The sequence below is a fragment of the Pseudomonas sp. P116 genome (assembly GCF_020149425.1).
Lineage (GTDB): Bacteria > Pseudomonadota > Gammaproteobacteria > Pseudomonadales > Pseudomonadaceae > Aquipseudomonas > Aquipseudomonas anatoliensis.
This window is the reverse complement of the sequence record NZ_JACVHB010000002.1, coordinates 725,149-736,689: the sequence shown is the minus strand read 5'-3', so window position 1 is coordinate 736,689 and position 11,541 is coordinate 725,149. Positions and strand designations below refer to the sequence as shown.

Below are 11,541 nucleotides of genomic sequence, written 5' to 3'. Positions count from 1 at the left end.
AGATCGCAGCCTGCGGCAGCGCCTACAGGATCGGGTTTTCACTCGGTCAATGTAGGAGCTGCCGAAGGCTGCGATCTTTTGATCTTTAATCGGTCAACCCACCAAAAATCTCATGCGCAATCTTCACCCGTTCCGCATTCGGGTAGTTCTTGTTGGCCAGAATCACAATGCCAATATCCTTCGATGGCACAAACGCCACGTACGCACCGAAACCGCCGGTTGCGCCGGTTTTGTTGTAAAGCACATTGGCCGGTTCAGGTTGTGGCGGGTTCAGCCATTTGACCGTGTGCGGCTCCATCGCCATCGGCGTCGAGTTGCCGGCTTGCAGCTTGTCCAGGCTGATCGGGTAGGAGTGGCGCTCCCATCCCAGACCCTGAGTCATATCGCCGACGGTGTAGTAACCGGTGTGGGTCGCGGCGATGGCTTTTTGCATTGGCTGTTCAAGGTTCGCAGGCTTGAGGTTGGCCTCGACGTAACGCAGCAGATCCGCCGCACTGGTCTTGATGCCGTAGGCTTCGGCGTCCAGTGCGCCGGGGCTGACGCGAACCGGTTTGTCATTCTTGTCGTACCCCTGCGCGTAGAGCTTCGCTTCGGAGGCGGGCACTTCAATGAAGGTGTGCTTGAGGCCCAGTTTCGGCAGCAGGGTTTCAGTCATCGCCTGAGCAAAGGGTTGGCCGAGGCTTTTGGCCGTCAGATAGCCGAACAAACCGAGGCTGGGGTTGGAATACAGGCGATGGCTGCCCGGCGGATACGCGGGTTTCCACTGCTGGTAATAGCCGAGCATCTTGTCCGCCGAATCCGCGTCAGCGGGAAATTGCAGCGGCAGTCCCCCCCCGCTGTAGGTGCCCAGTTGCAGCACGCTGATGTTGTCGAAGGCGCTGCCTTTTAACTCCGGCCAGAGCGTGCTGGCCTTGGTCGACAGGTCCAGTTTGCCCGTGGCCTGCGCGTAACCGGCCAATGTGGCGGTGAAGGTTTTGCTCACCGAGCCGATTTCGAACAGGGTGTTTTCGCTGACCTTCTGCCCGGAGTCCTTGTTGGCGACGCCGTAGTTAAAGTAATGCGGCTGGCCGTTGATGGTCAGCGCAACGGCCAGGCCAGAAATGTTCTGTTGCTGCATCACCGGCGTGACGGCGGCCTTGACCAGCGCTTGCAGTTGCTCATCGGTTTGCGGAGCGCCCAGGCAAGTGGCGGCACCAAAGATCAGGCTAAATGCACCGTAGGAAAAGGCTTTGGTCGGGTTGATGGATGACATATATGAACCACTCTCCATGAGTGTTGATGATGGTGTCCCGCTATACTGCGGGCGATTTTTGTAATGGACGGCTGATCAGCGCCGACAATTTAGGCAGTCCGACGTGAATCGACAAACGACGAAATCTCGGATTAGCCATTAGAAAAATTTGGGACTGGGCATGATTCGACCACAATTGCCGCTCAACGCACTGCGCGCTTTCGAAGCATCGGCGCGTCACTTGAGTTTCACTCGAGCTGCCGTGGAGCTGTGCGTGACCCAGGCCGCCGTCAGTCATCAGGTCAAAAGCCTCGAAGCGCAGCTCAACGTAACACTGTTCAAACGCCTGCCCCGCGGGCTGATGCTGACCAGTGAAGGCGAAACGTTGCTGCCGGTGTTGAGCACTTCGTTTGACCACATCGCGCAGATCCTCGAACGCCTTGCCGGTGGACAGTATCGCGAGATGTTGACCGTCGGCGCGGTCGGCACGTTCGCCGTGGGTTGGCTGTTGCCGAGGCTTGCGGACTTCCGGACGAAACATCCGCTCATAGATTTACGGCTGTCGACAAACAACAATCGCGTGGACGTTGCCGCCGAAGGGCTGGATTACGCGATCCGTTTTGGTGCCGGGGCCTGGCACGGTATCGAGGCGATGCGCGTGCTCGATGCGCCGCTATCAGTGCTGTGCGTGCCGGATATCGCCCGGCAATTGCACACGCCGGGCGACCTGTTGCAGCAGACGTTGCTGCGGTCCTATCGCACCGATGAATGGCCGGCGTGGTTTCAGGCGGCGGGTCTGGCGACACAGGCAGCGCCACCGCAAAGCATCATGTTCGACTCGTCGCTGGCGATGATGGAAGCGGCGTTGCAGGGCAGTGGCGTGGCGCTGGCCCCGCCGCTGATGTTTGCCCGGCAACTGGCGGCGGATGCGATTCGCCAGCCGTTCGCGATCGAGATCACGACCGGGAGTTACTGGCTGACACGGTTGCAGTCGCGGCCGGAAACGACGGCGATGAATGCGTTTAAAAACTGGTTGCTACAGCTCTGAAGCTGGCACAACCTCCTGTAGGAGCTGCCGAAGGCTGCGATCTTTTGATCTTAAAAGACAAGATCAAAAGATCGCAGCCTTCGGCAGCTCCTACAGGGGATCAGTGTTGTTTTCGGAAATCAGCGCACCAGACACGGCCGCTTGTTATCGAACTTCCAGCCCGGAATCAGAAACTGCATCGCCACGCTGTCATCCCGTGCGCCCAGGCCCATGCCTTTGTACAGTTCGTGAGCCTTGGCGACTTGATCCATATCCAGCTCCACACCCAGCCCCGAGGTCTTCGGCACCTGCACGCAACCGTCGACGATTTGCAGCGGTGCCTTGGTCAGGCGCTGGCCGTCCTGCCAGATCCAGTGGGTGTCGATGGCGGTGATTTCACCCGGTGCCGCCGCCGCAACGTGGGTGAACATCGCCAGCGAAATATCGAAGTGGTTGTTGGAGTGCGAGCCCCAGGTCAGCCCCCACTCATGGCACATCTGCGCCACGCGCACGGAACCCTGCATGGTCCAGAAGTGCGGGTCGGCCAGCGGGATGTCCACCGATTGCAACTGGATCGCATGACCCATTTCGCGCCAGTCGGTGGCGATCATGTTGGTGGCGGTTTTCAGGCCGGTGGCGCGGCGAAATTCAGCCATGACTTCGCGGCCGGAATAACCGTTTTCCGCACCGCACGGATCTTCCGCATACGCCAGAACCTGATGCTGGTCGCGGCACAAGCGGATCGCTTCCTTGAGTGACCAGGCGCCGTTCGGGTCGAGGGTGATGCGCGCCTGCGGGAAGCGTTCGGCCAGCGCCGTCACCGCTTCGATTTCCGCGTCGCCACTGAGCACGCCGCCCTTGAGCTTGAAATCCTTGAAGCCGTATTTCGCGTGGGCCGCTTCGGCGAGGCGGACCACGGCTTCGGCGGTTATGGCCTTCTCGTGACGCACGCGGAACCAGTCGTTGTCGGCGTCCGGTTCGCTGCGGTAGGCGAGGTCGGTTTCGCGCTGATCGCCGACGTAAAACAGGTAGCCAAGCATCTTCACTTCATCGCGTTGCTGGCCTTCGCCGAGCAGCGCCGCGACCGGCACGTCGAGGTGTTGACCGAGCAAGTCGAGCAGCGCGGCTTCGAGGCCGGTGACCGCGTGAATAGTGATGCGCAGGTCGAAGGTTTGCAGGCCGCGGCCGCCGGCATCGCGGTCGGCAAAGGTTTGGCGGACTTGATTGAGCATCTTTTGATACGTGCCGATCGGGCTGCCGATGACCAGGCTGCGAGCGTCTTCCAGCGTCTGGCGAATGCGCTCGCCACCGGGTACTTCACCGACACCGGTGTGGCCGGCGTTGTCCTTGAGAATGACGATGTTGCGGGTGAAAAATGGCCCGTGGGCGCCGCTCAGATTAAGCAGCATGCCGTCGTGTCCGGCCACCGGAATGACCTGCATGTCAGTGATGATCGGGGCTTTGGCGGTGTCGTGTGCGTTCATTGTTTTTATCCTTTTCGTATCTTTCAGAATCAGGCGTGTTTCGGCGCAGTTTCAGCTATAGCAATATCCGCAGCCGGCTTCGGCTTGGTGCGGGCGAAGAAGACGATGATCGCGGCAATGATCGAGGTAGCGGCCAAGCCGTAGAGGCCACCCTGAATCGAGCCGGTGTGTTCTTCGAGCAGACCGAAAGTGGTTGGCGCAACGAAACCGCCAAGGTTGCCCACCGAGTTGATCAGCGCGATCACGGCGGCGGCAATTCGCGCATCCAGATACGCCTGCGGTATCGGCCAGAACAGCGACGAAGCCGACTTGAAACCCAGCGCCGCAAAGCAGATCGCGACGAAGGCGAAGATCGGCCCGCCAGTGGTGGACATGAACATCCCCGCTGCAGCGATCAACAGGGCGGTGGCGACCCATGCCTGCTGGTGTTTCCATTTGGTGGACAGGGAGGCGAAGGCGTACATGCCGACAATCGACAGCAACCACGGAATCGAGTTGAACAACCCGACCTGCACGTCGCTGAGGTCGCCCATTTTCTTGATGATGCTCGGCAGCCAGAAGGTCGCGGCGTAGATCGTCAACTGGATGAAAAAGTAGATCAGGCAGAACAGGAGGATCTGCCGATCCTTGAGCAGTTTGCCCATTGATGGCCGGATCGGTGTGGCGGCTTCGCGGGCCTTCTGTTCGTCGTCGATGGCCGTGACGAGTGCGTCCTGTTCGGCGCGGCTCAGCCATTTCGCATCGTGAGGTTTGGCGTCGAGCCAGAACCAGACGAACACGCACAGGCACACCGAAAACATCCCTTCAATAAAGTACATCCATTGCCAGCCGTGCATGCCCAGCCCGTTGATTTGCAGTAGCAGGCCGGACAGCGGGCCGGAGATCAGGGACGCAATAGCCGAGCCGCTGAGGAAGATCGCAATGGCCTTGCCGCGTTCGGCGCCGGGCAGCCAGCGGGTGAAGTAGTAGATCACCCCGGGAAAGAACCCGGCTTCGGCGACGCCAAGCAGGAAACGCAGAATGTAGAAGTGGGTTTCGTTCTGGATGAACGCCATGCAGGTAGCGACCACGCCCCAGGTGAACATGATTCGGGTCAGCCAGATGCGCGCGCCGACTTTCTGCAAGAGCATATTGGAGGGGACTTCGAACAGCGCATAACCGATGAAGAACAGGCCGGCGCCGAAGCCGTAAGCGGCGGCGCCAATGCCCAGGTCATGTTCCATGTGGGTACGGACGAAACCGATGTTCACCCGGTCAATGTAATTGACGATGAACATGATCACGAAGAGCGGCAGGACGTGGCGTTTCACTTTCGAGATGGCGGACGCCAGCGTTGCATCAACGCCCTCGTTCATCCCGGAGACGGAGGTTTTCACTAGGTTTTCTCCCACTGATTATTTTTATGCGGGGTAGGGCTGGGTACTGCGATGTTGATAGACATCATACAACTAGGTTTTTTTGTCCTACAAGTGGGAGCGACCGATTAAATTCTTTGGTGATGCAGGTTTTTTATACTTTTCCGGTCGTACAGTCCGATTTTATTGGGTCTCGTCTGTTCTGCGGACATGTATTTTTGAGTTTCGTGGCTTTTTTTTCTGAGAAAGTGCTGATTCGCGAACTATATTTTGCGCCGCTATCAAGTGTTGTCATACAAGTTGGTCGGGGTCGGAGGAGTAAAATGGACCTTGTCAGCCATCCCCGCAGTGCTACGATCCGCAAGCCCCGTTCACCGGAACCGACCATGCAAGAAGACCTCGACGCCCCCGCGCGCAAACGCGCGCACAACCTGGCCCATGACCTGGTGGAGAAGCTCACCCAGAGCATCCTGCTCGGGCAGATGTCGCCCGGCGACAAATTGCCGTCGGAGAATTCCATCGTTCAGGAGCACGGGGTCAGCCGCACGGTGGTGCGCGAGGCGATTTCCAAATTGCAGGCGTCGGGGCTGGTCGAGACACGGCATGGCATCGGCACGTTCGTAATCGAGCGGGCGCCGGAGCAGGGGTTGCGGCTGAACGTCGACACCGCGCTCGGGGTGCGCAGCATCCTTGAATTGCGCATGGGCCTGGAGACGCAAGCCGCCGCTTTGGCAGCGCAACGCCGTAGCGAGCAGCAAGTGCTGCAGATGCGCCAGGCGCTGGATGACTATCAACGTCTGTTGGCCAACAACGACAGTTGCGTCGAGGCCGACCGGCGCTTTCATCTGCTGATCGCCGAGGCCACCGGCAACGTCTGCTTCAGCGAGATCATGCAGCACTTGGGCAATGCGATGATTCCGCGCGCGCGGGTCAATGCAGTCGAGCGCGGGGCGGCGGACTTGAGCAAGCTGGGGCAACTGGCCAATCTGGAGCACGAGGCGATTCTGAATGCGATCAAGCGCCAGGATCCGGATGCAGCGCGGGCAGCCATGTGGCTGCATCTGACCAACAGTCGCGACCGGTTCCTCGCACAGGGTTGAGCGCCGTTGGTCTGTTCGATGGCACGTCGCTCACGGGGCCGCTTCCAAATTGCACGGCCCGGGTTTTCCGGACCTCCTTGGTGAGGTGCGTCATGGCTAACGACTTGCTGTTTCAGGGGGGAGTTCTTCCCACCGACCCAACCCTTCCGGTGCCCGGCACCGATGAGCCGTCACTGGGCGATCACGATGCACCGCCAGGGATGACTCCGGGGCGCGATCCGTTGAGTGACGCCGATCGGCCGGAAGACTGGAAGGATCCGCCAGCAGATGAAGACATGCCGCCGGCGGATGAGCCGACGCCGTTGTCGGATGATCGGCGCTGAGTGGATCTGGCTCTGATTGATGTGATGTCTGTGCTTGCCCCATCGCTGGCAAGCCAGCTCCCACAGGTTATGCGGGTGTGCAGCAGAACCTTTGTACAACCCCGAACCCTGTGGGAGCAGGCTTGCCAGCGATGGCGGCGGCAGCCACAAAGGATCTCCCCGGAGAATGCATTCAATGTGGGAGCTGGCTTGCCAGCGATGGCGGCGGCAGCATCAGTAGATATCAACGATCAAACCCCGGCAGTCCGCCCCACCCAAAACCGCCGCTCCAGATTCAACGCCAGCACACTCACCAACACCACCGCCGAGCCCACAAGCATCAACAGGGTCGGCCGCTCGCCCAGCCCCACCGACGCAATCCCCATCGCCGTCGGCGGAATCAGGTACAGGGTCATGGTCGCCCGACTCAAATCCATATGCCTGAGCACAAACCCCCACGCCAGATAGGCCAGGGCACTCGGAAACACACCCAGCGCCAACACCGCCCATTGCACCCGCAGCGGCGCTTTCATTACCGCGTCGCTCAACCCGGCAGGTAAATCAGCAATAGCAACGTCCCCGACCACACCGCGTAGCACGTCAGACTCAAGCCGTCATAGCGTCGGGCGTGATGCTTTTGCAGGGCGAAATAAATGCTCCATGAAACCGCCGCCAGCAAGATCAGCAAGCCATGCGCGTCGATCTCGCCCACTCCACGATCACCGCTGACCACAATCGCCACGCCGACCAAACCCAGCAACACGCAGCCCCAACGCCAGACACTGACCTGATCCCTGAAGACAAAACGCGCCAGCAGCGTGCTGAACAGCGGACTTGATTGCGCCAGCACGCTCGACGCCCCGGCGCTGACGCTTTGCTGGCCGATGTTCAGCGCGACGTGGTGCAGGCTGACCGCAAAGAAACCCAAGGCGAACAGCAGCGGTACATCCCTCACGCGGGGAAGCTGAATACCTTTGAACGCGGCAATCACCGCCATGAACAACGACGCCAACAGAAACCGCAGCAACGCCAGGTGCCCGGGATCGTAGGCTTGCAGGCCGATGTGTATTCCGGTTGGCGAATACGCTCAGCAGCCGACGACAAACGCCATGGCCAGTAAGATTTTCAGCGAAGAAGGGGGCGGCATGATCGAGCACCAGTAGGCATGATGCGCCAAGTATCCGGGGGTCCAATCATTCGCCACAACTGACTTATACTGCGCTGAATGTTCACTCAGAGTGATGAATATGGAGCTGGCACAAATCCGTATGTTCAAGACCGTGGCCGAGGAGGGCAGCATCGCCCGGGCGGCGGAAAAACTGTTCTGCGTGCCGTCGAACATCACCGCGCGGATCAAGGCGCTGGAGGCGGAGTTGGGCGTTGCACTGTTTCTGCGTGAGGGGCGTGGGTTGCGGATCAGCCCGGCAGGGCAGACGTTTCTTGCCTATGCGCAGAAAATTCTGGCGCTGACGGCGGAGGCCAAACGCGCAGTTGATCCTTCGGCCGAGCCATCCGGGCCGTTGCGCATCGGCGCCATCGAATCGTCGGCCACCGGGCGTTTGCCACGGCTGCTGGCAAAGTTTCACAAGCGTTTTCCGCAGGTCGCGCTGGAACTCACCACCGGCTCCTGGGGCCAGTTGCTCGACGACACGCTGAGCCATCGCCTCGACGGCGCGATTGTCGCGGTGGATGTTGAGCGCTCGCATCTGAAACGCACACCGATGTATCGCGAAGAGTTGCTGCTGATTGCCTCGACGTCGTTCGGGCCGGTGCGCGGCATCGATGATCTGCAGGACAAAACCGTGTTCATGTGGCCGCAAGGCTGTCCGTATCGGGCGGCGCTGGAGCATTGGTTATTGCGTCAGGGGCAGGCGTTGCCGATTGTCAGCCTGGCCAGTTACGGGGCCATTGTCGGGTGCGTCAGTGCGGGAGCGGGCGTGGCTTTGGTGCCCAAAGGGGTGTTCGAGCAATACGCCAAAGGCGCGGGGTGTGTGGGCTATGAGTTCCCCGAACTGACGGCCATCGACAATCTGTTTTATTGGCATGAAAACGCCGGGGTGCACCCGGCGCGCGAGGCGTTTGTGGCGATGTTGCGTGAAGAATTCACCTGACCCAGCCGTCCTTTATGCTCCGAACACATCACCCTGTAGGAGCTGCCGAAGGCTGCGATCTTTTGATTTTGCTTTTTTAAATCCAAGTCAAAAGATCGCAGCCTTCGGCAGCTCCTACACGGGTTCGTGTGGATGATGGAGCTGGTTAGTTTGGCTTGAGGTCGCGCATCAACAACCCAAAGCGCAAATCCACCCCGTCCGGAATCGGCACATACACCGTATGCCCATCACCAGGCGCCACTTCGATCGCTTCACCCTTCAGATTCTTCAATTCATGCAGATCGAAATGAAAGTTGCCGCCGGGCGTCATCAATTCCAGATGATCACCCAGCGCAAACCGATTCTTCACCTTGACCTCGGCCAACCCGTCACGCCGTTCACCGGTCAGCTCTCCGACAAACTGCTGACGCTCCGACACCGAGCTGCCATGCAGATAATTCTGATACTCGTCGTGTACATGACGACGCAGGAAACCCTCGGTGTAGCCGCGCTGGGCCAGTGACTCCAGATCGTTCATCAGGCTGCGATCGAACTCGCGCCCGGCCACCGCATCATCAATCGCCCGGCGATACACCTGTGTGGTGCGCGCGCAGTAAAAGTGCGATTTGGTCCGGCCCTCGATCTTCAGTGAATGCACGCCCATGCGGGTCAGGCGCTCGACGTGCTGTACCGCGCGCAGGTCCTTGGCGTTCATGATGTAGGTGCCGTGCTCATCCTCGAAGGCGGGCATCAATTCGTCAGGGCGATTGGCTTCCTGCAGCAGAAACACCTGATCGGTCGGCGCGCCGAGGCCCAGGGTTGGCTCGGGCTGGAAGGTCTGGACGATCTCGCCAAGCTGATTCTCGGTGGCCTCCTGCGCCGAGTATTTCCAGCGGCAGGCGTTGGTGCAGGTGACCTGATTGGCATCACGTTTGTTCATGTAACCGGAGAGCAGGCAACGTCCGGAATAAGCCATGCACAGCGCGCCGTGAACGAACACCTCCAGCTCCATGCCCGGCACCTGCTCGCGGATTTCGCCGATTTCTTCCAGCGACAGTTCGCGGGACAGGATGATCCGGCTCAAACCCTGTTGCTGCCAGAACTCGACGCTCGCCCAATTCACCGTGTTGGCCTGCACGGAAAGGTGGATCGGCATCTGCGGGAAATGCCGGCGCACCAGCATGATCAGCCCCGGGTCGGACATGATCAGTGCGTCCGGCGCCATCTCGATGACCGGCGCCAGGTCCTTGAGAAACGTTTTCAACTTGGCGTTGTGCGGCGCGATGTTGACGACCACGTAGAAGCGCTTGCCCTGCGCCTGAGCTTCACGAATACCCAGTGCCAGATTGGCGTGATCGAATTCATTGTTGCGCACCCGCAGGCTGTAGCGCGGCTGGCCGGCATAGACCGCATCGGCACCATAGGCGAAGGCGTAACGCATGTTTTTCAGGGTGCCGGCGGGGGCGAGCAGTTCGGGGGCGGCGGGAGTGGAGGTGGGAGTCATGGCGGCAGCGCTCGCAAAAGCGCGGCAGGGTAGTGCGGTTGTCCGCTGGGCTTATTGATCTGGATCTATGCTCCTTGAATAAAGATGGCACTCGCGCGGGCGGCGGCTGACTAAGTTGGGCTGGCGTGCATGGCGCCTGACTGACATGGACTGGACATGAACCAAAAAAGTATTCAATTCAAATCGCTGACGGTGTTGCTGTTACTGGTGACGGTGGCCTTCATCTGGATTCTGTTGCCGTTCTATGGCGCGGTGTTCTGGGCGGTGATCCTCGGCATTCTGTTCGCACCGATGCAGCGCAAATTGCAGATGAAATTCGGCTGGGAGCGCAACCTGACGTCGCTGTGCACGTTGAGCATCTGTCTGGTGATCGCGATTCTGCCGGTGATCATCATCAGCTTATTGCTGGTGCAGGAAGGCGCGTCGGTCTACAAGAATATCGAAAGCGGCGAGCTGGACATCGCGGCGTATCTGGCGCAGTTCAAACAGAGCTTGCCGCCGTATTTCCAGAACCTGCTGGACCGTTTCGGCATGGGTGAGCTGAATGGGTTGCGCGAGAAAATCGTCAAGTCGGCGATGCAGGGCAGCCAGGTGCTGGCGAGTCAGGCCTTCAGTTTTGGTCAGGGCACATTCGAATTCGTGGTGAGTTTTTTCATCATGCTCTATCTGTTGTTCTTCTTTTTGCGCGACGGCGCCGAACTGGCGCGCAAGGTGCGTACCGCCGTGCCGCTGGAGGAGAGCCACAAGCGTCGATTGCAGCTGAAGTTCAACCGCGTGGTGCGGGCGACGGTCAAGGGCAACCTGGTGGTCGCGATCACTCAAGGGGCTTTGGGCGGGGCGATTTTCTGGTTTCTCGATATCCCCAGCGCGTTGCTGTGGGCGGTATTGATGGCGTTTCTGTCGCTGTTGCCAGCGGTGGGGGCGGGGATTGTCTGGGCGCCGGTGGCGCTCTACTTCCTGCTCAGCGGGATGATCTGGCAGGGCGTCGTGCTGGGGTTGTTCGGCATCTTTGTGATCGGTCTGGTGGATAACGTGCTGCGCCCGATTCTGGTGGGCAAGGACACGCGGATGCCCGACTACATGATTCTGATCTCGACCCTCGGTGGCCTGGCAGTGTTCGGCTTGAACGGGTTTGTGATCGGACCTTTGATTGCCGCGCTGTTCATGTCCAGCTGGGCGCTGTTTATCGAAACCAAACCCAAGGTGCAGTTGCCTTAAACATGAAACCGCGCGCCGGCGACCTGTTGCGACAGTGCCTGCGCTGCCGGCAAGGACGTGAGCGGGCCGCTGATCGGCTCGCCGTCACGCATCAGATACCAACAGGCGAGCAATCCCAGCTCTCTGAGTGAGGCGGGAACGGCGCTGCCAACAACGGACATGATTTGAACCTGAGCCATGACAAGGACCTCCATCAATCGATGGCGCTACCTTAGGGACTCGGCGTTCTC

General features: G+C 59.8%; 10 protein-coding genes and 1 pseudogene. 5 read left to right on the top strand and 6 right to left on the bottom strand.

What is annotated here, in order from left to right; translation table 11 throughout:
* Positions 1 to 85: 85 nt before the first annotated feature.
* Positions 86 to 1,252 carry a class C beta-lactamase gene (gene ampC, locus ICA15_RS09725; protein ID WP_210553117.1) on the bottom strand — a complete coding sequence of 389 codons (1,167 nt, stop codon included), beginning with the start codon at positions 1,250 to 1,252 and terminating at the stop codon, positions 86 to 88.
* Between the two features lie 160 nt (positions 1,253 to 1,412).
* Here ampC and ICA15_RS09720 point away from each other — a divergent pair, with 160 nt between their 5' ends.
* Entirely contained in the window at positions 1,413 to 2,279 is an 867-nt protein-coding gene (locus ICA15_RS09720; protein ID WP_150605394.1) for a LysR family transcriptional regulator, read from the top strand.
* Between the two features lie 119 nt (positions 2,280 to 2,398).
* On the opposite strand, the gene gudD is transcribed toward ICA15_RS09720, so the two are convergent.
* Entirely contained in the window at positions 2,399 to 3,742 is a 1,344-nt protein-coding gene (gene gudD / locus ICA15_RS09715) for a glucarate dehydratase (protein ID WP_210553116.1), read from the bottom strand.
* 29 nt (positions 3,743 to 3,771) lie between these two features.
* Positions 3,772 to 5,118, bottom strand: a complete 1,347-nt coding sequence (locus tag ICA15_RS09710; protein ID WP_150605392.1) for an MFS transporter — start codon at positions 5,116 to 5,118, stop codon at positions 3,772 to 3,774.
* 365 nt (positions 5,119 to 5,483) lie between these two features.
* On the opposite strand from ICA15_RS09710, the gene ICA15_RS09705 reads away from it, so the two are divergent.
* Both ICA15_RS09705 and ICA15_RS09700 read left to right on the top strand, forming a co-directional pair.
* Positions 5,484 to 6,197 (top strand): FadR/GntR family transcriptional regulator, encoded by a 714-nt coding sequence (locus ICA15_RS09705; protein WP_150605391.1) that lies wholly within the window; start codon positions 5,484 to 5,486, stop codon positions 6,195 to 6,197.
* Positions 6,198 to 6,289: 92 nt separating this feature from the next.
* Positions 6,290 to 6,520, top strand: a complete 231-nt coding sequence (locus ICA15_RS09700; RefSeq protein ID WP_150605390.1) for a hypothetical protein — start codon at positions 6,290 to 6,292, stop codon at positions 6,518 to 6,520.
* A 230-nt stretch (positions 6,521 to 6,750) separates the two neighbouring features.
* On the opposite strand, the pseudogene ICA15_RS09695 reads toward ICA15_RS09700, so the two are convergent.
* Positions 6,751 to 7,646, bottom strand: a pseudogene (locus tag ICA15_RS09695) (DMT family transporter).
* 100 nt (positions 7,647 to 7,746) lie between these two features.
* Here ICA15_RS09695 and ICA15_RS09690 point away from each other — a divergent pair.
* Positions 7,747 to 8,610 carry a LysR family transcriptional regulator gene (locus tag ICA15_RS09690; RefSeq protein ID WP_210553115.1) on the top strand — a complete coding sequence of 288 codons (864 nt, stop codon included), beginning with the start codon at positions 7,747 to 7,749 and terminating at the stop codon, positions 8,608 to 8,610.
* A gap of 145 nt (positions 8,611 to 8,755) precedes the next feature.
* On the opposite strand, the gene yegQ is transcribed toward ICA15_RS09690, so the two are convergent.
* On the bottom strand, positions 8,756 to 10,093 hold the full coding sequence (yegQ, locus tag ICA15_RS09685; protein ID WP_210553114.1) for a tRNA 5-hydroxyuridine modification protein YegQ: 1,338 nt from the start codon (positions 10,091 to 10,093) through the stop codon (positions 8,756 to 8,758).
* 156 nt (positions 10,094 to 10,249) lie between these two features.
* Here yegQ and ICA15_RS09680 point away from each other — a divergent pair, with 156 nt between their 5' ends.
* A complete protein-coding gene (locus ICA15_RS09680; protein ID WP_150605386.1) occupies positions 10,250 to 11,311 on the top strand; it encodes an AI-2E family transporter in 1,062 nt (353 codons plus the stop codon).
* Here the strand turns inward: ICA15_RS09680 and ICA15_RS09675 are convergent.
* Positions 11,308 to 11,490 (bottom strand): hypothetical protein, encoded by a 183-nt coding sequence (locus ICA15_RS09675; protein WP_150618313.1) that lies wholly within the window; start codon positions 11,488 to 11,490, stop codon positions 11,308 to 11,310. The two genes, ICA15_RS09680 and ICA15_RS09675, sit on opposite strands and share 4 nt — an antisense overlap.
* Between the last annotated feature and the right edge of the window lie 51 nt (positions 11,491 to 11,541).

Coding starts and splice junctions, on each gene's coding strand:
- yegQ (WP_210553114.1), bottom strand. CDS start 10,093: ATGACTCCCACCTCCACTCCCGCCGCCCCCGAACTGCTCGCCCCCGCC.
- gudD (WP_210553116.1), bottom strand. CDS start 3,742: ATGAACGCACACGACACCGCCAAAGCCCCGATCATCACTGACATGCAG.
- ampC (WP_210553117.1), bottom strand. CDS start 1,252: ATGTCATCCATCAACCCGACCAAAGCCTTTTCCTACGGTGCATTTAGC.
- ICA15_RS09680 (WP_150605386.1), top strand. CDS start 10,250: ATGAACCAAAAAAGTATTCAATTCAAATCGCTGACGGTGTTGCTGTTA.
- ICA15_RS09675 (WP_150618313.1), bottom strand. CDS start 11,490: ATGGCTCAGGTTCAAATCATGTCCGTTGTTGGCAGCGCCGTTCCCGCC.
- ICA15_RS09700 (WP_150605390.1), top strand. CDS start 6,290: ATGGCTAACGACTTGCTGTTTCAGGGGGGAGTTCTTCCCACCGACCCA.
- ICA15_RS09705 (WP_150605391.1), top strand. CDS start 5,484: ATGCAAGAAGACCTCGACGCCCCCGCGCGCAAACGCGCGCACAACCTG.
- ICA15_RS09720 (WP_150605394.1), top strand. CDS start 1,413: ATGATTCGACCACAATTGCCGCTCAACGCACTGCGCGCTTTCGAAGCA.
- ICA15_RS09690 (WP_210553115.1), top strand. CDS start 7,747: ATGGAGCTGGCACAAATCCGTATGTTCAAGACCGTGGCCGAGGAGGGC.